22 protein-coding genes and 1 pseudogene are annotated in these 23,801 nt (G+C 34.8%); 12 read left to right on the top strand and 11 right to left on the bottom strand.

Annotation, left to right across the window (positions count from 1 at the left end; genetic code table 11):
• Positions 1-68 precede the first annotated feature (68 nt).
• From rodA to RA0C_RS07780, 7 genes and pseudogenes are all read right to left on the bottom strand, one after another.
• Positions 69-1,316 (bottom strand): rod shape-determining protein RodA, encoded by a 1,248-nt coding sequence (gene rodA, locus RA0C_RS07810; protein ID WP_004916364.1) that lies wholly within the window; start codon positions 1,314-1,316, stop codon positions 69-71.
• Positions 1,291-3,333: a peptidoglycan D,D-transpeptidase FtsI family protein gene (locus RA0C_RS07805; RefSeq protein WP_004916361.1), complete on the bottom strand. Its 2,043-nt coding sequence runs from the start codon at positions 3,331-3,333 to the stop codon at positions 1,291-1,293. The genes rodA and RA0C_RS07805 overlap by 26 nt, the downstream gene beginning before the upstream one ends.
• The gene (locus RA0C_RS07800) at positions 3,330-3,839 is read right to left on the bottom strand and encodes a rod shape-determining protein MreD (protein ID WP_004916360.1); all 510 of its coding nucleotides are present in this window, start codon (positions 3,837-3,839) and stop codon (positions 3,330-3,332) included. The genes RA0C_RS07805 and RA0C_RS07800 overlap by 4 nt, the downstream gene beginning before the upstream one ends.
• Positions 3,829-4,683, bottom strand: coding sequence for a rod shape-determining protein MreC (mreC, locus tag RA0C_RS07795; protein ID WP_004916357.1), 855 nt, complete (start codon positions 4,681-4,683; stop codon positions 3,829-3,831). The genes RA0C_RS07800 and mreC overlap by 11 nt, the downstream gene beginning before the upstream one ends.
• Positions 4,684-4,706: 23 nt before the next feature.
• Positions 4,707-5,733, bottom strand: a pseudogene (locus RA0C_RS07790) (rod shape-determining protein).
• Positions 5,734-5,893: 160 nt separating this feature from the next.
• The gene (der, locus tag RA0C_RS07785; RefSeq protein WP_004916355.1) at positions 5,894-7,201 is read right to left on the bottom strand and encodes a ribosome biogenesis GTPase Der; all 1,308 of its coding nucleotides are present in this window, start codon (positions 7,199-7,201) and stop codon (positions 5,894-5,896) included.
• A gap of 144 nt (positions 7,202-7,345) precedes the next feature.
• Positions 7,346-8,311 carry an ROK family protein gene (locus RA0C_RS07780; protein ID WP_004916354.1) on the bottom strand — a complete coding sequence of 322 codons (966 nt, stop codon included), beginning with the start codon at positions 8,309-8,311 and terminating at the stop codon, positions 7,346-7,348.
• Positions 8,312-8,560: 249 nt separating this feature from the next.
• Between RA0C_RS07780 and RA0C_RS07775 the strand changes: the two genes are divergently transcribed.
• From RA0C_RS07775 to RA0C_RS07765, 3 genes are all read left to right on the top strand, one after another.
• Positions 8,561-8,926: a hypothetical protein gene (locus RA0C_RS07775; protein WP_004916353.1), complete on the top strand. Its 366-nt coding sequence runs from the start codon at positions 8,561-8,563 to the stop codon at positions 8,924-8,926.
• A gap of 123 nt (positions 8,927-9,049) precedes the next feature.
• Positions 9,050-11,104: a TonB-dependent receptor gene (locus tag RA0C_RS07770; protein WP_004916351.1), complete on the top strand. Its 2,055-nt coding sequence runs from the start codon at positions 9,050-9,052 to the stop codon at positions 11,102-11,104.
• Between the two features lie 20 nt (positions 11,105-11,124).
• On the top strand, positions 11,125-12,012 hold the full coding sequence (locus RA0C_RS07765; protein WP_013447056.1) for a hypothetical protein: 888 nt from the start codon (positions 11,125-11,127) through the stop codon (positions 12,010-12,012).
• An 87-nt stretch (positions 12,013-12,099) separates the two neighbouring features.
• Here the strand turns inward: RA0C_RS07765 and secA are convergent, their stop codons facing one another.
• The 3 genes from secA to RA0C_RS07750 form a co-directional block, all read right to left on the bottom strand.
• Positions 12,100-15,171: a preprotein translocase subunit SecA gene (secA, locus tag RA0C_RS07760; RefSeq protein ID WP_004916348.1), complete on the bottom strand. Its 3,072-nt coding sequence runs from the start codon at positions 15,169-15,171 to the stop codon at positions 12,100-12,102.
• Between the two features lie 106 nt (positions 15,172-15,277).
• A complete protein-coding gene (locus RA0C_RS07755; RefSeq protein ID WP_002662059.1) occupies positions 15,278-15,499 on the bottom strand; it encodes a DUF2795 domain-containing protein in 222 nt (73 codons plus the stop codon).
• Between the two features lie 93 nt (positions 15,500-15,592).
• Positions 15,593-16,624, bottom strand: a complete 1,032-nt coding sequence (locus RA0C_RS07750) for a GDP-mannose 4,6-dehydratase (protein ID WP_004916344.1) — start codon at positions 16,622-16,624, stop codon at positions 15,593-15,595.
• Positions 16,625-16,785: 161 nt separating this feature from the next.
• Between RA0C_RS07750 and RA0C_RS07745 the strand changes: the two genes are divergently transcribed.
• The 6 genes from RA0C_RS07745 to RA0C_RS07720 all read left to right on the top strand — a co-directional run bounded on the left by RA0C_RS07745 (position 16,786) and on the right by RA0C_RS07720 (position 21,358).
• Positions 16,786-17,670, top strand: coding sequence for an outer membrane protein assembly factor BamD (locus RA0C_RS07745; protein WP_013447055.1), 885 nt, complete (start codon positions 16,786-16,788; stop codon positions 17,668-17,670).
• An 80-nt stretch (positions 17,671-17,750) separates the two neighbouring features.
• Positions 17,751-18,074 (top strand): DNA-directed RNA polymerase subunit omega, encoded by a 324-nt coding sequence (locus RA0C_RS07740; RefSeq protein ID WP_004916340.1) that lies wholly within the window; start codon positions 17,751-17,753, stop codon positions 18,072-18,074.
• Positions 18,075-18,185: 111 nt separating this feature from the next.
• Positions 18,186-19,388, top strand: a complete 1,203-nt coding sequence (gene coaBC / locus RA0C_RS07735) for a bifunctional phosphopantothenoylcysteine decarboxylase/phosphopantothenate--cysteine ligase CoaBC (RefSeq protein ID WP_013447054.1) — start codon at positions 18,186-18,188, stop codon at positions 19,386-19,388.
• Between the two features lie 6 nt (positions 19,389-19,394).
• Complete coding sequence (locus tag RA0C_RS07730) at positions 19,395-20,108, top strand: nucleotidyltransferase family protein (RefSeq protein ID WP_004916337.1); 714 nt, start codon at positions 19,395-19,397, stop codon at positions 20,106-20,108.
• Positions 20,105-20,836 carry an LOG family protein gene (locus RA0C_RS07725; RefSeq protein WP_004916336.1) on the top strand — a complete coding sequence of 244 codons (732 nt, stop codon included), beginning with the start codon at positions 20,105-20,107 and terminating at the stop codon, positions 20,834-20,836. Before RA0C_RS07730 ends, RA0C_RS07725 begins: the two co-directional genes overlap by 4 nt.
• Positions 20,837-20,884: 48 nt before the next feature.
• Complete coding sequence (locus RA0C_RS07720; RefSeq protein ID WP_004916334.1) at positions 20,885-21,358, top strand: DUF6702 family protein; 474 nt, start codon at positions 20,885-20,887, stop codon at positions 21,356-21,358.
• Positions 21,359-21,417: 59 nt separating this feature from the next.
• On the opposite strand, the gene RA0C_RS07715 is transcribed toward RA0C_RS07720, so the two are convergent.
• On the bottom strand, positions 21,418-22,038 hold the full coding sequence (locus tag RA0C_RS07715; protein ID WP_004916333.1) for a TetR/AcrR family transcriptional regulator: 621 nt from the start codon (positions 22,036-22,038) through the stop codon (positions 21,418-21,420).
• Positions 22,039-22,108: 70 nt separating this feature from the next.
• Here RA0C_RS07715 and RA0C_RS07710 point away from each other — a divergent pair, with 70 nt between their 5' ends.
• The 3 genes from RA0C_RS07710 to rnpA are packed head-to-tail and all read left to right on the top strand — an operon-like array spanning position 22,109 to position 23,798.
• Positions 22,109-22,735 carry a TatD family hydrolase gene (locus RA0C_RS07710; protein WP_004916332.1) on the top strand — a complete coding sequence of 209 codons (627 nt, stop codon included), beginning with the start codon at positions 22,109-22,111 and terminating at the stop codon, positions 22,733-22,735.
• Positions 22,732-23,460, top strand: coding sequence for a tRNA threonylcarbamoyladenosine dehydratase (locus RA0C_RS07705; protein WP_004916331.1), 729 nt, complete (start codon positions 22,732-22,734; stop codon positions 23,458-23,460). Before RA0C_RS07710 ends, RA0C_RS07705 begins: the two co-directional genes overlap by 4 nt.
• Complete coding sequence (rnpA, locus tag RA0C_RS07700; RefSeq protein ID WP_004916330.1) at positions 23,457-23,798, top strand: ribonuclease P protein component; 342 nt, start codon at positions 23,457-23,459, stop codon at positions 23,796-23,798. Before RA0C_RS07705 ends, rnpA begins: the two co-directional genes overlap by 4 nt.
• Positions 23,799-23,801: the final 3 nt, after the last annotated feature.

Here is a 23,801-nt window from a genome sequence, read left to right as displayed (position 1 = left end):
TTTAATAGTTCTTCAAAGATAATAAAATTTGTGTGAAACCTAGATTTTTTAACCAAGATTAACAAAACCTATACCAAGCTATTCTTATCTGTATAGTTGAGTTTAAAGAATATTGCCGTCATAATTGAAAACGCTAGCAAAGAACTTCCTCCATAACTAAAATACGGCAACGGAATACCAACCGTAGGGAACAACCCCATTACCATCCCTATATTGATAGAAAAGTGCAACAATAAAATAGAGGCAAAACTGTAACCAAATACCCGATTAAAAGTGCTTTTTTGTTGTTCTGCTAAATAATATATTCTGCCAATATAAATAGCATAAAAAATAATTAGCAAAATACTACCTAGAAACCCCCATTCTTCGCCTACGGTACAGAAGATATAATCGGTCTCTTGCTCTGGCACAAATTTACCTTGTGTTACCGAACCTTGCTTATAGCCTTTACCAGTAAAACCTCCAGAACCAATAGCCGTTTTGGAATACAACAAATTATACCCCGAAGTATCTCTAAAAGCTCGCTCGCCTTTGTAAAGCACTTCTATTCTTTCTCTCTGATGTTTAGGCAATTTTTCCAGTATCATTTTGGAAGAATATGCCATTCCTCCCAACAGCAAAAATCCTAAAGCAATTGCAATAATATTAACGGGAATCCATTTAATTTTATTCTGATTAAAAAATAGGAGTAAAGCTAAAAAAACAAACGTAATGATAACAGCATAAATAGGGTTTATTTCCAAATTTATTTCTAAATACAACGAACCTAAAAACACTAAAGCAAAAATACCAATACCACCGAAAAACCACCCTGTAAGCCCTTCTCTATAAAGTGCTATCACAAAAGCCATAAAAACGAGTAAAGACCCAACATCAGGAATCATAAGCACCACCACCCCTGGTATTGCTATAATAGCAAATGCTGTGAGAAACGACCGTTTATCTTTAAGATTGAAATCAGGGTGTGAGGCATAATTGGCCAACATCAGAGCTGTACCAATTTTAGCAAATTCTACAGGTTGCATGGTTATTCCGCCAAACTTATACCAGTTCTTTTGTCCTAAAATTTCGGTTCCAAACGGAAACAATCCTATCAACAAAAGAACACCAAGTATGTAGAAAATGCCCGATAAATTCTCAAAAAACTTAGACCTTGTAACGAAAATAATAAACCCAACAAACAGAGAGATTCCAAAAAAAATAAGTTGTTTTTTTCCTAATCCTTCATCTACACTATTGATATTGAATATAGCAAAAATGCAGATAAGAATGTAGAGCCCTATCCCAAGTTTATCTATTCCTTCTGCTTTGTTCATTTTTTACGCTTTTAAGTTTTAAAGAATCTATTTTTAGTTTTAGTTCTTGTTTCTTTTTCTCTGGAAGATTAATTTTAAGACTATCTTGCAACTTCACAATTGCTAAGCTATCTGTATTAGGTTTATACAAGCCTTTTCGTTTTAAATCTTGTATCCATTGTCTTCTATACTCTGGCATAAAGCTAGAGGAAACCATTTTTCTATAAAGATGTTCTCTTTTAATTTCTCCTGTTAAATATTTTTCCGCTATAATTGTACAAGCAGGACCTGCCCATGTAGCCCCAAAACCTGCGTGCTCCATCACTGCTGCCACTACAATTTTAGGATCTTCGGCAGGAGCTATCATAGTATAAATAGAGTTATCTTTACCTTGAGGTACCTGTGCTGTACCCGTTTTTGCCATCTGAGTAAAATCATTGGATTTCAAGCCTCTACCTGTCCCTCTAAGTACCACAGCTTCCATTCCTTTGAGAACCGCATCATAAAAGGCTTTATTTTGAACCAGAGTTTTATGTTTCTTCTTAAATCTAGGGTCTGGATTAGGTTTACCATCTACTGATTTTACAATGTGAGGTGTGTAGAACCAACCCTTGTTGGCTATCGCTGCTGTAAAATTGGCTACTTGTAAAGGTGTTAGAAGTATATCTCCTTGCCCCATTCCATTAAAGACAGCTCCCGTAGCTAGAGGGTCCCATTTTTTAGCATCTCCCGTTCTACCACTCGCTTTGTAGATAGAAGCCATTCTTTTTTCATAAAACTCTCCACTAGGGATTTGCCCTTTAGCTCCCACCGCCAAATCGTTATTCAGATACACACCCAACCCAAAGCTATTCATAATTTCCTTCCACTCATCAACCCCTTTAGATGGATTACCTGGATATTTGTTAACCATCGCTAAATAGGCATAAGAAAAGTAACAATTACTAGACACTTGTATTGACGGTATCAGAGGATCTGCACCACCATGACCTTTAATCCTTAATCCTCTATAATTAAACCCTCCTCCACAAGGGAATACGGTGTTTGGAGTCATCACGCCCATTTGCATCGCTGCCAGAGCTGTTACTAATTTAAAGGTTGAGCCTGGAGGATAAGCCGCTTGAATAGACCTGTCAAACATGGGCATATCAAACTTATCCGTCTGAAGCCTATAAATATTTTTATTTTTATCTGGACCTGTAAAAGCTGAAGGATCTACATCTGGACCTGTTGCTAAAGCTAATATTTCCCCTGTTTTAGGGTCTAAAGCAACTATTGCTCCACGCTTGTTTACCAGCATTTCCTCTGCAATCCTTTGCAAATCATAATCTATAGTAAGGGTTAAATCTTTTCCTGTAACTACTTCTTTATCTAATTCCCCATCTTTGTAAGGTCCTACACTTCTTAGTTTAATATCTTTTTGTATGTATTGTACTCCTTTTTCTCCTCTAAGTTCCTTTTCATAAGATTTCTCCACGCCTGATTTCCCTATGATGTCTCCAGGGAGATAATACAAAGAGTCCTTCTTAATATCCGCCTGATTAACTTCATTCGTAAAACCAAGTAAATTACCCGAAGTAGCTACCTCATACTTTCTTTGTGGACGAGTAACGATATTAAACGCTGGATATTTAAAAATAAGTTCCTGAATTCTAGCCATTTCTTCTCTAGAAAGATTTTTCATAAAAGTCATTGGCTGTACTTTGGAGTAGTATTTTTCTTTTTTTATCTCCTTGATTTTTTTTATAAAATCTTGCTTACTAATTCTAACCAAATTACAGAAACCAATAGTATCAAAATCTGGTCTCATAAGTGCTTGGGTAAACGAAATCTCATAAGATTGTTTATTCCCAACCAAAATTTTACCATTCCTATCGAATATAATTCCTCTTTGAGGGATAATATATTCTGTCTTTATGGAGGTATTCGCAGCGTTTAGTGCATACCTATCTGTAAATAATTGTAAATAAGCCAACCTCGCTATAAAAATGACAGCGATAAGTGATAAAGCAATACTAATTTTGTAAAAAGGTTTCAAACTTTTTGCTTGATTTTAAATATTAAAACATACAGCAAAATAAACACAAATGAAATAACCGAAGTTATTAAAACATTAAGGGATATTTCTAAAATTCTGTTCAGTTTAAAAAACTCTATAAACTGTACCAATAGCTGATGTATCAATATACTAAAGAAAATATACATTAAAAATTGTGTCCACTGTATATTTTGAAATGAAAAACTATCTGTAGCCTCGTTATCTATTGAGGTTTTGAAAATAAGCGTTCTAAAATAAGCGATAATCGTCATCGCCAAAGCATTGATACCCCATGTTCCTAAAAAAGCATCTATTCCTAACCCTAAAAGAAAACCTACCATTAGAAATACATAAAGGTTTCGATAGAATGGATAAAACATAATAAGTACAGGGTAAACCACAGGAGTATAAGCCCCCGCTATAGAGATTTTATTAAACAAAAATATCTGAGCTGTTACTAGGATAACCGAAAACAGTATATCTGTAAAAATATTTCTACTTATCATCTTTCTTTATCACAGCGTTTAAACTATCCTGCACTTGTTGTAATTCCACTTTTTGTAGATTTTTTACAACAAATACTTTTTTAACATTCCCCATATCCTGACCAAGCTCTACGCTTATATCCCAGAATCCCGTTTTAGTATCTACCTGAAAACCTGCTATAGTTCCAATAGACACACCTGCTGGGAAAACATCAGACTTTCCATCAGTCACCACCGTATCTCCCACTTTTATAGGCACATACTTCGGAATATCTGATAAATGCATCACTCTAGAGTCATCTCCTCTCCAAGTAAGAGTTCCGAAATAACCCGTATTTTTAAGAGCCGCATTCACCCTCATTTTGTTCACACTAAGCACAGACTGTACAATAGAGTAATTATTCATACTGTTAATTACAATACCTGCTACTCCATTTGAGGCGATAACGCCCATTTTAGACTGCACTCCTTGATTTTTTCCTCTATTGATAGTGAAATAATTATCTCTTCTAATGATGGTGTTGCTCATCACATCAGCATCAATAATATGATAAATCTGTGAATTTTTATCCACATCTTTCACCCTGATATTTCTAGGGACACTCTTGTAGTTTTTACCATATACCTGCTCCATTAAAGCTTTATTCTGCTCTACTAATTCATCATTTATTTGTTTAAGTTTTAAATAGTTGGCTCCTTCATCTATATATCCTGAAACCCAAGAATTAAACGATGCCACCTGTCCTGCTAAAAAGGATTGTTGCATAGAATTCCGAGTAAAAATAAGAAATAAGGCTACTATTTGTAAAAAAACAAAAAATACAAATAAAGCATTTTTAGAAAAAAACCTCAGCAGATATCCCATAGAGGAAGTACTCTAAATTTTAATTATTTAATAAGAAAATTAAACTTATCCATATTTTTAAGAGCAATCCCTGTACCTCTTACAACTGCTCTTAGAGGGTCTTCAGCAACAAATACAGGAAGTCCTGTTTTCTTATGAAGCCTATCCGCCAAACCTCTTAACAATGCTCCACCTCCCGCTAAATAGATACCTGTTTTATAAATATCAGCCGCTAGTTCTGGTGGGGTCATAGAAAGAGTTTCCATTACCGCATCTTCTATTCTAATGATAGATTTGTCTAAGGCACGAGCTATCTCTTTGTAACCTATCATAATCTCTTTAGGTTTACCCGTAATTAAATCTCTACCTTGTACTGGAATATCTTCTATATCTATATCAAGCTCTTCAACAGCAGAACCAACTTCTATTTTAATTCTTTCTGCAGTTCTTTCCCCTATGAATAAATTATGGTGTGTTCTAAGATAGTAAGCAATATCATTAGTAAATACATCTCCTGCAATCTTAACAGATTTATCACAAACGATACCTCCTAATGCCACTACTGCAATCTCGGTAGTACCACCACCTATATCAATAATCATATTACCTTCAGGCTTTTGCACATCTATACCCACACCTATTGCAGCCCGCCATTGGCTCGTAAATCAACCTTACTTCTTTAGCATTAACCTTTTGAGCAGAATCTCTTACCGCTCTCTTTTCTACCTCAGTAATTCCTGATGGAATACAAATTACAATCTTCAACGCAGGCTGAAATAGTTTACCTTTAATCCCTGGAATTTGCTTAATAAATTCCTTTATCATATGCTCAGAAGCGTGGAAGTCTGCAATTACTCCATCTTTAAGCGGACGCACGGTTCTAATATCTTCGTGCGTTTTACCTTGCATATGTTTAGCCTGTTCTCCCACAGCAATAGGTCTCCCTGACTGTCGATCTATAGCCACAATAGAAGGCTGGTCTATAACAATTTTGTTATTATGTATAATTAGTGTGTTAGCTGTACCCAAATCTATCGCAATTTCCTGCGTAAATAAATCAAATAACCCCATTTTATTTGTAGTGTTTGTGATAAAATTATTTAAGTTTACAAAGATATAAATTTAGACTCACTTTAAATCATCTGATATTAAAAAAAATGTTAAAATTTAACTCCACACAAAAAGAGTAGCCAATTTAATAACCGCTACTCTTTTTATTATTTTTATGATTTTATTTTTGTCGGAAATAAACTTCTATAGGTGCCCCTGTGAAACCAAACTCCTTACGCAACTGATTTTCCGTAAAGCGTTTGTATGGCTCCTTAACATACTGTGGTAAATTACAGAAAAACACAAACTGTGGTGATGGTGTAGGAAGTTGCACACAATATTTAATTTTAATGTATTTACCTTTAATAGCTGGAGGCGGCGTATGTTCAAACACAGGTAGCATTACCTCATTGAGCTTAGAAGTTTTGATTTTCTTTTTACGATTTTCATAGACTTCCATAGCTACTTCTACCGCTTTCAAAATCCTTTGCTTGGTAAGAGCAGAAATAAACAAAATAGGCACATCACTAAACTGACCAATTCTTTTTTTGATATTATTCTCAAAATCTCTCATTGTGTTGGTTTCTTTCTCCACCAAATCCCATTTATTAACCAAAATCACAATGCCTTTTCTATTTTTCTGTGCGATACCAAAAATATTCATATCCTGAGACTCCCAACCTTGTGTTGCATCTACCATAATGACTACCACATCGGAATGCTCAATCGCTCTAACAGAACGCATTACAGAATAGAACTCCAAGTTTTCGCTCACTTTGGACTTTTTACGCATACCCGCCGTATCTACCAACACAAACTCGTGTCCGAATTTATTGTAGATGGTTTCTATACTATCCCTTGTTGTCCCCGCAATATCTGTTACAATATTTCTTTTATTGTCTAATAAAGCATTGGTAAGCGTAGATTTCCCTACGTTAGGACGCCCTGCAATGGTAATTCTAGGCAAGCCGTCAAAAGGGTCTTTGTATTCAGTTGTTGGGAAATCAGCCACCACCGCATCTAACAAATCTCCTGTACCAGAACCTGTAGCAGAAGAAAGTGTGTAATATTTTTCTATACCCAACTGATAAAATTCCGTTGCTGGTAATTCTTCCTTAGCCGAATCCACCTTGTTTACTACAATATAAATAGGCTTATTAGACCTTCTTAACAGCTCATGAATTTCTTGGTCGGTATCCGTTAAACCTTCTTCCACATTGAGCATAAATATAATAGAAGTCGCTTCATCTACTGCTAATTGTACCTGATGACGAATTTCTTCCTCAAAAATATCATCAGTGCCTACATCATATCCTCCTGTATCTATTACGGTAAATTCTACTCCGTTCCATTCGGATTTACCGTAATGGCGGTCTCTTGTAACTCCCGCTACAGAATCTACTATAGCTTCTCTCCTTTCTAGAAGCCTATTGAATAAAGTGGATTTTCCTACATTAGGACGCCCCACTATGGCTACAATATTCGACATATCAAAAAATGTTCAATAAAAAATTATTAATGGGTTACTCCAACTTTTGGAGCCCAATTTTTTGCAAAGATAGTTTAATTATAAATAATAATGGATGGCTCAATAATAAACCATCCATTGACAACGTCTATATGTAGTATGAAGCTACTTCTCCCAAACTAGAGAACTCGCACCTAATATCGCTGCATCTGCTTCGTCTAGTTCGCTAAAAACTAATTTTACTTTACCTCTAAATATAGGTAACAAATTTCTCTCCATATGCATCCTTGTTGGTTTTAAGATAAAATCTCCTGCCTTTATAACCCCACCAAATAATAAAATAGCCTCCGGAGAAGAGAACATTACAAAATTAGCCAATGCTTCCCCCAACTTTTGCCCCGTATATCTAAAAACTTCTATTGCCGTAGGGTCTCCTGCCAAAGCACACTCGTGTACTGTTTTAGCGTTAATCTGTTCTTCTGGGTAGTTATTAAGTATAGATTCTGGAAACTCCGCCCTCATCTTTTTAGCCGTTATCGCAATGCCTGTTGCAGATGCGTAAGCCTCTAAGCTCCCTTCCGAGCCTGTGCTCCAGTGCTTTCTTCCCCCTGGCTTTACGATGGTATGCCCTAGTTCCCCCGCAAAACCATCGTGACCGTACACTAGCTGACCGTTAGCAATAACTCCACTCCCGACCCCAGTGCCTAGAGTTATCATGATAAAATCTTTCATCCCTCTTGCGGCCCCAAACATCATTTCGCCATAAGCTGCTGCATTAGCATCGTTGGTTACCTTACACTGCACACCAAACTTTGCTGTCATTTTCTCTGCCAAAGGCACTATCCCTTTCCATTTAAGGTTGGGGGCATTTTCTATGGTGCCTTTATAGTAGTTGCCATTAGGCGCTCCTATGCCTATACCTTCTAATTGGCTTTTAGCATTATGCTGTTCTAGTATAGGTTCTATTTCTTTATAAAGAGCGTTTATAAAATCATCTATCTCATCATAGTCTGTTTTTATTCTACCCTTTCCTAGGATTTCTCCTCTATGATTTACTAAACCAAACTTAGTATCAGTACCTCCTATATCTATTCCCAAAGCCATACGGCTAGACAAATCCGAAACTGTCATAATTTATATTTTTAGGAGGATAAAAGTACAATTTTATTTTTTTACTGACAATTACAGCATACGAAATTCAGGAAACAAAGAACCATCAATTAAAATTAATTAAAAATCAAATACTTAAAACAAAATCACATTTTAAATCATAACTTACCCTAAAAGTATAATCACTCTACAGCCTGCCATTTAACATATATCTATTAGCTAAACCGACTCCTGAATATCGCAAAAGAATTTATATATTTGCGGACAGGAATGTTAAAAAAGTATCCATTTATCTACTTAATACTAATTTTTACACTCTCCACAAAAATTCTGATTTTCGGTGGAGAGTGGTCTTTGGATACCTATATTCATAACATCAGTAATCATCAAGAAAGAAATCAAGAAGACAACGAGTGCTTAAAAGGGATCTGCAATCATCACTCTCATTTTAGCACACAGAAACATTACAAATCTTTTTTCTCTGCCTCTTACTTTGTTTTGCCTAAGCTGGTAAATATCCCCTCACTCCTAAAACATAAAAGGGAGAAAAAAATAGCAGATTATAGAAAGTGGCAGATAGTAAAATATACTTTCACTCATTCTAATAGAGGACCTCCTCATCTAAAACTAGCTTAGTTATTACAGTGTGTTACCTTTTCTATAAAGGTAGCCCCTATCGGTTTTAATCAAATTTTGTAAAACTTTGGGTATAAGCTACCATTATTTTATGGTGGTTTGTATTACGGTAAATCATTCCAAATGAATTTAGAAAAAATGAGAGGAATACTCCTTTTATGTTTCTTTTCGTGGGTGGTAGGCATTGCCCAAACCCCAAAAGAAAAAACAATAGATACAGTTAGTATCAACGAAAATAGAAAACAAGCAGCTCTAAACGCCCCAATACAGAAAATAAAAGAATATACAGGAAGTCATCTAGCCGAAATGTTAAAAAATACTCCTGGCGTCAGCATCGTACAAACTGGTGCTAATGTTTCTAAACCAATTATAGAAGGGCTATCTAGTAATCGTGTCTTGATACTACATAATGGCGTAAAATTATTAAATCAGGACTGGTCAGATCATCATGCACCAGAGGTAGATATTACGGCTTACCAAGATGTAAAAATTATAAAAGGGGCAAGGAGCGTTCGCTATGGTAGTGGAGCTTTAGGTGGCGTTATTCTATTATCCCCTAAACCATTATCTTTTCATAATGGCTTGAATGGCTCCGTAAGTATTTCTGGAAACTCTAATGACGGGAAGTCTATTATCAATACCATTGTTAGGAGTTCTATAAAAAATACTTGGGCATGGCAAATACAACAGAGCTACCACTATTCTGGCGACTATAAAACAGCTAATTATTATGTGAACAATACAGGCTACCGACAACTTAATACTTTGGGAATGATAGGTTACAAAAAGGGCATCTTTTCTGGAGAATTAAGTTTCAACCGATTTTATACCGAAATGGGTGTCTTTTATGGTTCATTAACAGGAAATATAGAAGAGTTTAGTCAAAAAATTAACGATAGTGCCCCCGAAAAAACCAGTGCTTTTTCTTACAACATCAATGCCCCTAAACAAAATACAACTCACCTTACACTAAAGTTTGATTCAAAATTAAATTTTGATACAGAAAATTTTGTAACTATTGATTACAGCTATCAAAACAACTACCGAAAGGAATTTGATGTTAGGCGACTAGACAGAACAAGTATTCCTACTCAACATCTTAATTTAGACTCACACTTAATTGAAAGTATGTGGAATACAACTTATTTCAAAAATCTAAAAGGAAGCATTGGACTACAATATCATTATCAAGAAAACACCAATATTCCAGGAACGGGCGTCCCTCCAACTATTCCTAATTATCTTCTTCATAATTATGCAGCTTTCTTTACTTCAGAATATTTTAAAAACTCTTGGAGAGCAGAATTGGGACTAAGATATGACTACCGCAAAACAAATGCACTAGGCTATAATTTTTTAGGAAACTTATACGGTAGTAAAAGAACTTTTTCTAACCTTTCATACAATCTATTGGTAGAAAAAAAGCTGGCTGAAAGATGGAACTATTCTTTAGATTTTGGTTTAGCGTGGAGAAGTCCAGAACCTTATGAAATGTATGTAAATGGCAAGCAACACGGTATCCCTATTTTTTATATTGGCAAAGAAGATTTAGAATCTGAAAAAGGATTTAAAATATCTCAAAAAATAGGCTACCTCCACAAAAATCTCAAAATTGATGTATCTACTTTTTTACAACCAATAAATGGATATATTTACAGTATCCCTAGTGGTAACTATAAATATCTTTTTTCTGGACCCTCTATTATCTTCCAGATGGTTCAGAGTAATGCTTTTTTTAGAGGTGGGGACATTTCCCTAGACTGGAAAATATCATCTCATTTGCGTTATAAAACAAATGTATCTGTAGTCTATGCTAATGATGCTAAGACTAAAGACTATTTGCCAATGATTCCTCCTCTTACTCTTTACCAACAGTGGAAATGGCAAATACCCTCTAACCTACTCAATTATCTATACATTACTGCTGAACATCAGTACACCACACAGCAGAAAAGATACAATCCCAAACAAGATCTAATGCCACCTCCTAGTGCTTATCATACATTTGGATTTAATATTGCAACCGAATTCTACTACACCAAACAGAACACCTGTTTTGTAGCACTAGGCATTAGCAATCTTACCAACCAACAATATAAAAATTATACTGACCATTTTAGATATTTTGTTCATGCTAAAGGAATAGATTTCCAATTAAAAACCATTATTAATTTTTAACCATTTAATTTTTATTTTTTATGAAAAAGAAATTTTCATTCAACCATTTAGTTATGGTATTGATTTTTATCGTTAGTGTGATAAATGTACAATCCTGTAATAGGGACGACTCTCCACTTGCACCAACCGACGAAACTACTGATAAAGGGCACGAAGAATGGGCTAAAGTAACTTTTAAGTTCACCAAAGGGCACCTCCATGGAGCAAATTTTCACGGAGATCCTATAAATCCTAAAACCAAATATTTCAAATCTGTACAAGAAATTTCTTATGAAATTAATGAAAAGGGAGATGTCGTCCCTAGTACCCAAGAACCCATTCGTTTCATACAAGGAAACGAATATGGTCTTGAGATAACTTATTATAATAAAAAAGGGGAAGTCGTTAACCAAGAGTTTGTTTCTGAAAAAATGGCACCAATACATCAACACTTTTTTATGGCTAAGAATACTAAATCCCTACAAGGAAACCCTCTTAATCTACAAACTTTAGACCTATTCAACTATACCTATAGAGATACTGTACCTTGGGATAAAATGATACGTTATGGAGGAGAATTAAGAGACGCTAAAGATCCTATAGGATTAAAGGGCTATTTTCATATCAAGGAAAAATACATCAATTTTGATCTAAATGTTGTCCTGATTCATGTTATTAAAGGAAGCAAACTAGATGACGAAGGTAATCCTTATCCCTTCCATAATCCTAGCAAAAGAATTTTAGGAGTACAAGACCTCAATTTAAATATTCCCATAAGAGTATACGCTGCACATCCTGAAGGCGATTATGAAATTGATGACCTTATCAAGGATATTGCAAAAGAATTTAATATTAGCTACGAAGAAGCTGAAAAAGATTGGGATGAATCATTTGATGCACCTCATGATAGTAGCAAATATTGGCTATAAATCTTTTCTTCTTCAATAAAGCATGAACAAAACAAAATGGGACTACATATAATATATAGTCCCATTTTAATGGTAATACCAAGTGCTCTATGCTGGTATTTCTCCCTTATAAAGGAAAGAAATAATTTCCTTATTGATTTTATCTACCATCTCACTAAACAAGTGGAAAGACTCTTGTTTATAAATCACCAATGGGTCTTTCTGCTCATAAACTGCTCCTTGGGAAGAACGGCGTAAATCGTCCATTTCTCTTAGGTGAAGTTTCCAATTCTCATCAATAATAGATAAGCAGATGTTTTTCTCAAAATCGTTGATAAGACTATCACACTGCGTTTCGTATGCTTCTTTAAGATCTGCGAGAATAGTCATTGTCTTAGTACCATCACTAAAAGGTACTTGTATCATCTTAAACATATTACCTTGATTTTGGTACACATTTTCGATAATAGGGAACGACTTTTCTTTAAGTAGATTAAGTTTCATTTCATAATCTTCTTGAGCCTTTTTGAAGACAACATCGGTAAGTTCCTTAACTGTTTTATTTTTGAAATCAGCCTCGGATACAGGAGCCTCCATAGTAAAGTATTTAATAACTTCAAACTCAAAATCTTTGTAATCTCCGTGCATCTTGGTTTGATTAACAATAGAGTGAGACACATCAAATATCATATTAGCAATATCATACTTTAAGTGGTCTCCAAAGAGTGCATTCTTTCTTCTCTTATAAATCACATCTCTCTGCTTATTCATTACATCATCGTACTCCAACAACCTTTTACGAATGCCAAAGTTGTTTTCTTCTACTTTCTTCTGTGCCCTTTCAATAGACTTCGTAATCATAGAGTGCTGTATTACTTCGCCCTCTTTATGCCCAAGCCTATCCATCATCTTTGCAATTCTCTCTGAACCGAAAAGACGCATTAAATTATCCTCTAACGACACATAAAACTGTGAGCTACCTGGGTCTCCCTGTCTTCCTGCACGACCTCTCAACTGTCTATCCACACGGCGAGAATCGTGTCTTTCTGTACCAATAATGGCTAAACCTCCAGCATCTTTTACTTCTTTGCTTAGTTTAATATCGGTACCACGACCAGCCATATTAGTTGCTATGGTTACAACACCTGCCCTTCCTGCTTCGGCTACAATCTCTGCCTCCTTTTTGTGAAGTTTAGCATTAAGAACTTGGTGCGGAATTTTTCTTAATTGTAATGCTTTAGAAAGTAGTTGCGAAATTTCTACCGAAGTCGTACCTACTAAAACAGGTCTTCCTGCTGAAGTTAATTTCTCCACTTCTTCTATTACAGCATTATATTTTTCACGATTGGTTTTATATACTAAATCGTGTTTATCATTTCTTTGTATCGGACGGTTGGTTGGGATAACCACCACGTCTAATCTATAGATTTCCCAGAATTCGCCTGACTCTGTTTCGGCAGTACCCGTCATACCCGCTAGCTTGTTATACATACGGAAATAGTTCTGAAGGGTAATTGTAGCGAAAGTTTGAGTGGCGGCTTCTATCTTTACATTTTCTTTGGCTTCTATGGCTTGGTGTAACCCGTCCGAATAACGGCGACCTTCCATAATACGCCCTGTTTGCTCATCTACAATCTTCACCTCGCCGTCCATCACCACATATTGGTCGTCTTTTTCAAAAAGGGTGTATGCCTTCAGAAGTTGATTAAGCGTGTGTATCCTCTCTGATTTTACAGCAAAATCTCTAAATAACTCCTCTTTCTTGGCAAACTCTTCCTCCTTAGGTAAGTTTTGTGCTTCTAATTCTGCCAATTCAGTTCCTATATCTTGTAGAACGAAGAAATTAGGGTCAGAGTTTCCTTGAGACATATATTCAACGCCTTTGTCTGTAAGGTCTATCTGATTATTTTTTTCATCAATCACGAAATAAAGGTCTTTATCTACCTTTGGCATTTCACGATTGTTATCTTGCATATATTGCGCTTCTACTTTCTGTAAAAGAGCTTTATTACCCGTTTCTGAAAGGAATTTTATCAGTTGTCTATTTTTAGGTAAACCTCTGTACGCTTGTAAAAGTTTAAACCCACCTTCTTTAGTATTTCCTTGAGCAATTAGTTTTTTTGCTTCGTGGAATATTGCAGAAACCGTTTTCTTCTGAACATCTACAATCCTATCTACGGAAGGCTTAAGTACATCAAATTCTTGTCTATCTCCCTGAGGCACTGGACCTGATATAATCAAAGGCGTTCTAGCATCATCTATCAATACCGAATCCACCTCATCTACGATAGCATAGTTAAGTTCACCCTGTACCATTTCGTTAGGCGAATTTACCATATTATCTCTTAGGTAGTCGAAACCAAACTCGTTATTAGTTCCGTAAGTAATGTTACATTGATAAGCCTTTCTTCTAGCATCAGAGTTAGGCTGATGGTTATCAATACAATCTATACTAAGTCCGTGGAATTCGTACAATGGTCCCATCCAAGCGGAATCCCTTCTCGCAAGATAGTCATTTACTGTTACCACGTGCACACCTCTTCCTGGTAAGGCATTAAGGTAAATAGGTAGCGTACCTACTAAAGTTTTACCCTCCCCAGTCGCCATCTCTGCTATCTTACCACCGTGTAACACCACACCTCCTATAAACTGAACATCGTAATGAACCATATCCCACTGCACCTTAGTCCCTGCAGCATCCCAATGATTTAACCAAACCGCCTCATCACCTTCTATCACAACGAAGTCTTTAGTTGCCGCTAAAGCTCTATCTCTGTCGTTAGCTTTTACTCTAATTTCTCCATTTTGAGCCCATCTTCGTGCCGTCTCTTTTAAAACCGCAAAGGCTTCAGGAAGAATATCTGTAAGTACCTTCTCTTCTATCTGATAGGCTTCTTTTTTAAGCTCTTCTATTTTGTTGAATAAAGCTTCTTTTTCATCAACATCTTTAGAGGTTTTAATTTTCTCCTTAAGCTCTTCTACTTGAGAGGTTATTTTAGAAGTTGCTTCTTTAATTTTATTTTGAAATTCTTCTGTTTTTTGTCTCAAACCATCGTCCGAAAGTTTTCCTACTTCTGGTTCAACAGCTTTTATTTTAGCAACTACTTTCTTTACCTCTTTAAGGTCTTTTTCATTTTTATTTCCGAGGAAACTTTTAAGGATTGTGTTTAAAAAACTCATAATCTAATTGTTCATTTTTCAGCTATAATGCTGGTGCTTTTTTGATAGTAACTTAAAAAGGAAACTTACAGCCGTAATGCTGCAAGTTTCACAATTGTGTTTAATTTTAATATTCGTCTTCGTTCCAAAGGAAGTCTTCGTCCGTAGGATAATCGCTCCATACTTCCTCTATGCTCTCGTAGATTTCGCCTTCGTCTTCTATCGCCTGAAGGTTTTCTACTACTTCCATTGGAGCACCTGTTCTAATAGCGTAGTCTATAAGCTCCGCTTTTGTCATTGGCCAAGGGGCATCACTTAAATAAGATGCCAATTCTAATGTCCAGTACATAATATTCTATATTTTTTGCAAAAATAAAAAATAAAGTGAATTATTCTTTATCTTTAAAGTTATAATTAAAGGTTAATTTATAAATACTTGCGACTACTTTCTCAAAAACCATTCCACAAACTTTTTTATGCCATTTTGGAAGTTTGTAGTTGGTGCATAGCCTATTTTCTGTTGTGCCTTTCTAATATCTGCATTGGTTTTTTGCACATCTCCTGCCTGCATTGGTAATTTATTAAGAGTAGCCTTAACGCCTAGCTCTTCCTCTATGGTTGACAGCATCTTATGTAGAGGAATTACCTCACTTTCACCTAAATTGAAAATTTCATACACTCCTGCATTCTCTTCTACATACTTTATAGATTTCATTATACCATCAATAATATCATCAACAAAGGTATAATCTCTAGCCGTATTGCCATCGCCGTAAAATGGCACTTGCTTATTATCTTTAATTATTTTAGCGAATTTATGTATTGCTAAATCAGGTCGTTGCCTAGGACCATAGACTGTAAAAAACCTCAACTGAACCATATCCATACCATACAAATGATGGTAAGTATGCCCTAAAACCTCCACACATTTTTTAGTGGCTGCATAAGGCGAAATTGGTCTATCCACATTATCCTCTTCCGAAAATGGAATTTTTTCATTATTACCGTAAACACTAGAAGAAGAAGCTATTACAAATTTACAAATACCTAAATCTTTAGCCACTTCCCAAATATTCATCGTACCTTTAATATTTACTTCTTGATATTCCAAAGGTCTTTCTATGGAAGGACGGACACCTGCCAAAGCCGCCAAGTGAATCACCACGTCGGGACGATGATTTTTAAAGATTTTTTCTAGTCCTTCTTTATCTCTAATATCCTGATAATAAAACTTATAATTACCTTTATTAACCAAAGAAGCTAACTTTTTAATATCCAAATTTTTATTTTCAAAGTCAAAATTTGTTGTTATTCCTAAAGATTCTAGAGTATTATTTATTTTTGTTTTATAGTTGTAGAAATCATCAAAATTATCAACATTGATGACAAAATGTCCGTTTTTCAATAAAGCTTCCACAAGATGAGAACCAATAAAACCGCTTCCTCCTGTAACAAGGTAAGTTTTCTTCTCCATTTATTCAATTTTAATTGAGTACAAAGGTACATAATTGCTGTATTTTATTATCAAAAAACTCTACAAATAGTCATTTTTATTGCCTTATGTTAAATTTTCATAAAAAGGAAGGATTTAGTAAAAAAGGTTTATTTTTGCAAATTATATAATTTAAATAAATAATGAAGAAATACATTCTCATACTCTCATTAGCTCTGCTTTCGGTATCTTGTAACAGACAATACGACCTAGCAATGAAAAGTGCTGATAAAGATCTGATTCTAAAAACGGCTAATGAAATGTACACCAAAAAGAAATGGAAAGAAGCTCTAAGTTTATACGAAAGAGTTCAGAATCTAATTTCTGGTACAGATGAAGCTTCCGATATTTTATTCAAATCTGCCTACGCTAACTATTACGACAAGCAATACAGAATTGCAGGACATCAATTTAAAAAGTTTTCGGTAAATAGTGCTTTGGCTACCGACCCTAGAAAGGAAGAAGCCGCTTATATGTCTGCGATATGTTACTACCAAGGCTCTATGGACTACAACCTAGACCAAAAAGATACAGAACTAGCAATAAACGAATTACAAAGCTTCTTAAATAACTACCCTAATTCCGAAAGAGCTAAAAACATCAACGAGCTTATTGATGAACTTTCTTACAAGCTAGAATTTAAGGCTTATGAAAATGCTCGTCAATACTACAAAATGCTAGAACTAAAATCAGCTATTATTAGTTTTGAAAATGTATTGGATGATTTCCCATCTACAAAACTTCGTCCAAAAATAGAAACCATGCTTATGGACGCAAAAGCCAAACTAGCGATAGACTCTAAATTTGAACTTAAAAGAGAAAGGTTAGAGCATGCGGTAGCTTACACCCATCTTATGGAAAAAAATTATCCTGATACCGATATTGCTAAAACAGCCGTAACCCTAAGAAAAAAGCTAGATGCTGAACTAGAAAACTTTGCCAAGTTAGAAAAGTTAGTAGAACAGAAAAGGGAGGAACTAAAGGCTAAAGAAAAGGAAAGAGAAGAAAAGGAAAAAGCAACTAAATAAGGCTTCCTCAAAAAACATTTTTTTTGTTATATATAATTATTTATCTTTGCGGACTTAAACCATAAAAATACCCACTGAAAATGAGTGTAAAAGATTCTAAAGCAGAAGTAAACACTATTACTTATAACCGTGATAAAATAGAAGAAAAAGTAGGCTCTATCTACGAAGCTATAGTAATTATGGGTAAAAGAGCCGAGCAAATAAATGCGGAAATTCGTACTGAACTTCACAATAAGTTAGACGAATTTGCTGTACACAATGCTACTTTGGAAGAAGTTTTTGAAAATAGAGAACAGATAGAAATCTCTAAACTTTACGAAAAACTACCTAAGCCTACCTCTATTGCTGTGAGAGAATGGTTAGATGGCGAAGTTTATTTCCGAAAGAGAGAAGAAAAATCTTAAAAATGGGTTACATACGCTAACGCTTCCTACAACAAGGAAGCGTTTTTTTTATTTGCATTTTCTACATTGAAATAAAAAAACTATATTCGTTGTTCTAAGCGGAAATATGACATGATTTTGAATAACAAAAAAATCCTAATAGCTATTTCAGGAGGAATAGCTGCTTATAAAATTAATTTATTAGTCAGAGATTTCATTAAAGCAGGAGCCGATGTAAAAGTCATCTTAACTCCCTCTGCTGAAAAGTTTGTTTCTAAATTAACTTTAGCCACTTTATCCAAGAATGAAGTTTTATCTGAACTTATTTCGGAAGACGAAGAATGGAACAACCATGTAGAACTAGGACTTTGGGCTGACATTATGATTATTGCCCCATGTACCGCAAACACTTTAGCCAAAATGGTTCACGGGATTTGTGATAATCTTGTAATCGCCACTTATCTGTCGACTAAATGCCCTGTATTTATTGCTCCTGCAATGGATTTGGATATGTATCAACACCCTTCTACTAAAAGAAATTTAGATTTAGCAACTACATTTGGTAACCACATCATTCCTGCAGAAGAAGGCGAACTTGCAAGTGGTTTGGTTGGTATTGGACGATTAGCCGAACCTTGCACTATTTTCAATCATATCCATCAGTATTTTGAGAATCAAAACTCTGCTTCAAAATTCAATCAGAAAAAAGTACTCATCACGGCTGGACCAACCTACGAAGCTATAGACCCCGTAAGATTTATAGGCAATCATTCCTCTGGAAAAATGGGCTACGCTTTAGCCGAAACTGCCGCACAAAGAGGTGCAAAGGTTATTCTTATCTCTGGACCTTCTAACGAAATCGCACATCACCCTGATATAGAACTACACTCGGTAACTTCCGCAAAAGAAATGTATCAAGAAGTTTTTAAACACTATAATAATGTAGATATTGCCATTGCGAGTGCCGCCGTTGCCGATTACACTCCCAAAGTTGTGGCTTCCGAAAAAATAAAAAAACAAGAAGAGCAATTTACTATAGAATTGGTTAAAAACCCTGATATTCTCAAAACAATGGGAGAACAGAAAAAACATCAAATTTTGGTAGGTTTCGCTTTAGAAACACAAAATGAAGAAGAAAACGCCAAAGCTAAATTGGAAAAGAAAAACTTAGATATGATTGTTCTCAACTCCCTTAAAGATAGTGGGGCGGGATTCAAAAAAGACACCAATAAAGTCAGCATTATTACTTCAAATTCAACCAGCTCCTTTGATTTAAAATCAAAAAAAGAAGTAGCCAATGATATTCTAGATTTTATAGAAAACCAACTAATATAACTTTATATGAAGGCACTGATTTTTGCAGCAGGCAAAGGCACAAGATTAAAACCCTTTACAGACCAGCATCCAAAAGCACTCGCTAAAGTGAATGGTATTCCACTTTTGGAGCGAAATATCAAATATTTGCAATCATTTGGCATCAATGATTTTGTGATTAACATACACCATTTTGGAAATCAAATTTTAGACTTTCTCAAAGAAAATAATTATTTTGACGCCAACATAGAAATTTCTGATGAGACCAATGAACTCTTAGAAACTGGCGGTGGTATGATGTTTGCAAGACCCTTCTTAGAGAAAGAGTCTCACTTTTTGGTGATGAATGCAGATATTCTAACCAATCTTGATATTACAAAGTTTGTAGATTTTCATTTATCGTCAAACCGAATGGTAACTCTTGCCGTATCAGATAGAAAAAGTTCTAGAAAACTCCTTTTTGACCAAAATAAAATTTTGTGTGGTTGGACTAACAAAAATACTGGAGAACTAAAACTTTCTGAAACCAATAATACACTCAAAGAGTTGGCATTTAGTGGAATACATTGTATTTCCTCGGAGATTTTCTCAAGAATTAAACGAAAAGGCAAATTCTCTATTATTGATGAGTATTTAGACCTAATGAATGAAAAAGTAATTATAGGCTATGAGCATGATGCTCTACTAATAGATGTAGGCAAGCCTGAAGCCATAACAGAAGCAGAAAAATATTTTTTATGATAGACAATAATAGTAATAATAACGACTCTACCGACAACCGTATAAGTGATAGTTTCCGCCCTAAAACTTGGGACGAAAGTATTACCAAAGACAGTTGGATGGTATTTAAAGTAATGGCCGAACTCGTAAACGGCTACGAAAGTATGGTAAAATTAGGACCTTGTGTTTCTATATTTGGCTCTGCCAGACTAAAAGAAGACGACCCTTATTACCAAATGACCGTAGATATTGCGAAGAAAATAACAGAACTAGGGTTTGGAGTTATCACGGGTGGCGGACCTGGGATTATGGAAGCGGGGAATAGAGGTGCCTTTGAATCAAATGGAAAATCTATTGGGCTAAACATTGAACTTCCTTTTGAGCAACACTTTAATCCTTACATCAGCAAAGATTACAACATGACTTTTGATTATTTCTTTGTAAGAAAGGTAATGTTTGTAAAATACTCACAAGGGTTCATCGTAATGCCTGGAGGTTTTGGAACACTAGACGAACTATCCGAAGCACTTACATTAATACAAACTCGAAAAATAGGAAGGTTTCCTATCGTTTTAGTAGGTTCTAAGTTTTGGAGCGGATTATTAGACTGGTTTAAAGATACTTTACTCGAAAATAAACTCATCTCTCCAGAAGACCTCAACCTATTCCGTATGGTAGATACTGCCGAAGAAGCTGTAGCACACATTAAAGCTTTTTATGAGAAATATGCCATTAGTGTCAATTTCTAGTATTGGCATAATTATTGAGATTATAGTACATAACAAAAAACAATTATAATGAAAAAGTTTTTAAACATATTAGGTATTTTCGCTTTAGTGAGTTTTGTAATGAGTTTCTTCCCTAGTGAGTTTTACTCTACAATGACTAAAGTAGACTATATAGATGGTAACAACACTTTAAAGTTTACTACAAAACTAAATACATCTCACATTACTGATGTAATTAAAGTAGATGCAAGAACAGCCGCTTTTGAAGCTGAATTGAAAAAATACATCAACTCTAAGGTTGCTATTTCTATCAATGGTAAGCCTCAAGCAATTACCTTTACTGGTAGCCAAGTAAGTGGTGAAAGCGTTTGGATTTACTATGAAATAAATAATGTAGCTTCCATCAGTACAATTAAAATAAAGAATGCCATACTATTGGAAGCCTATCCTAAACAACTTAACCTTGTTAATATATCCTACAAGGGTAATCAAAAGAACATGAATTTCTCTAGAGGAAATGATACTAGTGAAGTTTCTTTCTAAACCAAATTTCAAAATATTATACAGTAAAAATCCCTATCTTGTTTAAGATAGGGATTTTTTTATTCTTCATAACCTAAAATTGCGTAAAGCATTGTCTTAAGATGATGTTCCATTTTTTTCTCCAATGCAGGTAAATACGCTTCTCCTTTTGGTAAGTAACTTCTATAAAAAAACTGATTTCTAATAGCAAACAATACCGTCCCAATAAGACTTGCTAATATTTCTTCTGGCTTAGCTATTTTTTTGAATACTCCTATAGCAATGCCTTTTTGTATTGCCTCCTCTAGCCTATGCGTACATAACTCATAAAAATCTTGTAAAAAAACAGCTAAATTAGAATTAAAACCAATCTCTTGGGTTGCAAATCCATGAAAGTAATTAAACTTCAGCATCTGCTTTACAATAAAAGAGACCATTTCTGAAATCTGAACTTCTGGACTTGCCTTGGCGATAGTTTGGGTAAAAAGGCTAAACATCTCTCGCGTCTTCTCTACCCTGTACTGATAAAGAGAAACCATCATTTTTTCTTTTGACCCAAAATAATAGGAAATCATAGCCACATTTACTCCTGCTTTCTTTGCTATTTCCCTAACGGATACTCCATCAAATCCTTTCTTTGCTATTAGCTCCTCTGCAGCATTAAGAATATTAATTTGTTTTTGAGTAAAGTTTTGATTCATACACAGCTCATTTACTACAAAATTAGAAAAAATATATTAGATATATTCTCATTTTAGTATCTTCGTTGGCATGTTTTTCAATTTTCATCACCATAACCCAACCAAATTTGGTATTTACAATCTTCCTAAAGAAAATTATTCTCATCAAGATTATTTTTCTACAGGAATTCACCCAATGGATATTACATCTGATTATGAAAAAACATTGCTCAACATAAAAATAATTGCTCAACATGAGAAATGTATCGCCATAGGAGAATGCGGACTTGATGCTTTAGTTCCCATTGATGAACATTTACAAACCGAGGTTTTTAAACTTCATATAGAACTAGCAAAAACTCTAAGGAAGCCTCTAATTATCCACTGTGTAAAACGCCATAATGAAATTGCTAGACTCTGTAAAAACCTTGATATTCCTGTTATTTTCCACGGGTTTAATAAGAATAAAAATATTGCAGATATGCTTTTAGAAAAAGGTTTTTATCTTTCTTTTGGCACAGCTCTTTTTAAAAATTTATCTTTGCAAAATGTTTTTATAGAAACTCCCTTAGAAAGGATTTTTTTAGAAACCGATGACTCTTCTGATAATATAGAGCAAGTTTATATAAAAGCTGCAGAGCTTAAACAGCTTTCTATACAAGAACTTAAAAGTAGGATTGAAGACAACATTCTAAATGTTTTAAAATTAAATTTATGACAAATAACTGGCTGGAAAGAACAGAACTTTTAATAAAACAAGACGGACTAAATAAACTACAAAACGCCAATATTTTAGTAGTAGGGTTGGGGGGCGTAGGCTCTTTTGCTGCAGAATTTTTGGCAAGAGCTGGCGTAGGAAAAATGACGATAATAGATGGAGATACAGTAGATATTACCAACATCAACAGGCAACTTCCAGCGTTACACTCTACCGTAAACCAGCCTAAGGTAGAATTGGTTTATGCGAGATTAAAAGACATCAATCCTAACTTAGACCTTACAGCCATCAATGAGTTTCTCACTCCTGAACGAATGGAGTCCATTCTCACCAAAGAAAAGTTTGATTATGTTTTGGACTGCATTGATAGTGTTTCGCCAAAGCTTTCTCTTATCCTAGCTGCTAAAAGAAATAAAATAAAAATAGTGAGTGCTATGGGAGCTGGTGGCAAAACAGACCCTTCCAAAGTAATGGTGAGAGATATTAGTAAAACCAATAACTGTTTTTTAGCCAAGCAAATACGAAAAAGACTTCGCAAGGAGAAAATCAATAAAGGTATTAAATGTGTATTCTCTACCGAATTACAAAAAGAGGACAGCCTTAAAATGACTGATGGGGCTAATTTCAAAAAATCTTTTTATGGCACTATTAGCTTTATGCCTGCATTATTTGGTCTCCACGCAGCAGCTGAAGTTATCAATCACCTTACTAAAAAAGACGCATGAGTTACACCTACCCTAAATCTGAAAAATTAAAGTCTAAAAAAGATATTACCACTCTTTTTGAAAAAGGAAAATGGCAAACTTGTGGAAACATTAGGCTTATTTTTACTGATGCAGAAGCAAGTAAAATAGGGGTTTCTGTATCTAAACGCTATTTCAAAAAAGCTACCGATAGAAACAGAGTGAAAAGACTCCTAAGAGAATGCTATCGCCTTAATAAAGAATTATTTCATCAAAAATTTGGAGCTACACCTCATGCTATGATATTTTGGGTATCTGCAGAAATGCCTAAAAAATATCAGTTGGTAGAAGAAGATTTTATAAAACTTTGCAAAAAGTAATAC

Source organism: Riemerella anatipestifer ATCC 11845 = DSM 15868 (assembly GCF_000252855.1).
Classification (GTDB): domain Bacteria; phylum Bacteroidota; class Bacteroidia; order Flavobacteriales; family Weeksellaceae; genus Riemerella; species Riemerella anatipestifera.
This window is presented reverse-complemented; position numbering and strand designations above follow the sequence as displayed.

What these genes read in the sequence shown, in the direction of transcription:
- der (WP_004916355.1), bottom strand. Translation starts at nt 7,201, where the DNA reads ATGTCGAATATTGTAGCCATAGTGGGGCGTCCTAATGTAGGAAAATCC.
- coaBC (WP_013447054.1), top strand. Translation starts at nt 18,186, where the DNA reads ATGATTTTGAATAACAAAAAAATCCTAATAGCTATTTCAGGAGGAATA.
- RA0C_RS07710 (WP_004916332.1), top strand. Translation starts at nt 22,109, where the DNA reads ATGTTTTTCAATTTTCATCACCATAACCCAACCAAATTTGGTATTTAC.
- RA0C_RS07775 (WP_004916353.1), top strand. Translation starts at nt 8,561, where the DNA reads ATGTTAAAAAAGTATCCATTTATCTACTTAATACTAATTTTTACACTC.
- RA0C_RS07755 (WP_002662059.1), bottom strand. Translation starts at nt 15,499, where the DNA reads ATGTACTGGACATTAGAATTGGCATCTTATTTAAGTGATGCCCCTTGG.
- RA0C_RS07745 (WP_013447055.1), top strand. Translation starts at nt 16,786, where the DNA reads ATGAAGAAATACATTCTCATACTCTCATTAGCTCTGCTTTCGGTATCT.
- RA0C_RS07780 (WP_004916354.1), bottom strand. Translation starts at nt 8,311, where the DNA reads ATGACAGTTTCGGATTTGTCTAGCCGTATGGCTTTGGGAATAGATATA.
- rnpA (WP_004916330.1), top strand. Translation starts at nt 23,457, where the DNA reads ATGAGTTACACCTACCCTAAATCTGAAAAATTAAAGTCTAAAAAAGAT.
- RA0C_RS07765 (WP_013447056.1), top strand. Translation starts at nt 11,125, where the DNA reads ATGAAAAAGAAATTTTCATTCAACCATTTAGTTATGGTATTGATTTTT.
- RA0C_RS07705 (WP_004916331.1), top strand. Translation starts at nt 22,732, where the DNA reads ATGACAAATAACTGGCTGGAAAGAACAGAACTTTTAATAAAACAAGAC.
- RA0C_RS07800 (WP_004916360.1), bottom strand. Translation starts at nt 3,839, where the DNA reads ATGATAAGTAGAAATATTTTTACAGATATACTGTTTTCGGTTATCCTA.
- RA0C_RS07725 (WP_004916336.1), top strand. Translation starts at nt 20,105, where the DNA reads ATGATAGACAATAATAGTAATAATAACGACTCTACCGACAACCGTATA.
- secA (WP_004916348.1), bottom strand. Translation starts at nt 15,171, where the DNA reads ATGAGTTTTTTAAACACAATCCTTAAAAGTTTCCTCGGAAATAAAAAT.
- RA0C_RS07770 (WP_004916351.1), top strand. Translation starts at nt 9,050, where the DNA reads ATGAATTTAGAAAAAATGAGAGGAATACTCCTTTTATGTTTCTTTTCG.
- RA0C_RS07730 (WP_004916337.1), top strand. Translation starts at nt 19,395, where the DNA reads ATGAAGGCACTGATTTTTGCAGCAGGCAAAGGCACAAGATTAAAACCC.
- rodA (WP_004916364.1), bottom strand. Translation starts at nt 1,316, where the DNA reads ATGAACAAAGCAGAAGGAATAGATAAACTTGGGATAGGGCTCTACATT.
- mreC (WP_004916357.1), bottom strand. Translation starts at nt 4,683, where the DNA reads ATGGGATATCTGCTGAGGTTTTTTTCTAAAAATGCTTTATTTGTATTT.
- RA0C_RS07715 (WP_004916333.1), bottom strand. Translation starts at nt 22,038, where the DNA reads ATGAATCAAAACTTTACTCAAAAACAAATTAATATTCTTAATGCTGCA.
- RA0C_RS07750 (WP_004916344.1), bottom strand. Translation starts at nt 16,624, where the DNA reads ATGGAGAAGAAAACTTACCTTGTTACAGGAGGAAGCGGTTTTATTGGT.
- RA0C_RS07740 (WP_004916340.1), top strand. Translation starts at nt 17,751, where the DNA reads ATGAGTGTAAAAGATTCTAAAGCAGAAGTAAACACTATTACTTATAAC.
- RA0C_RS07720 (WP_004916334.1), top strand. Translation starts at nt 20,885, where the DNA reads ATGAAAAAGTTTTTAAACATATTAGGTATTTTCGCTTTAGTGAGTTTT.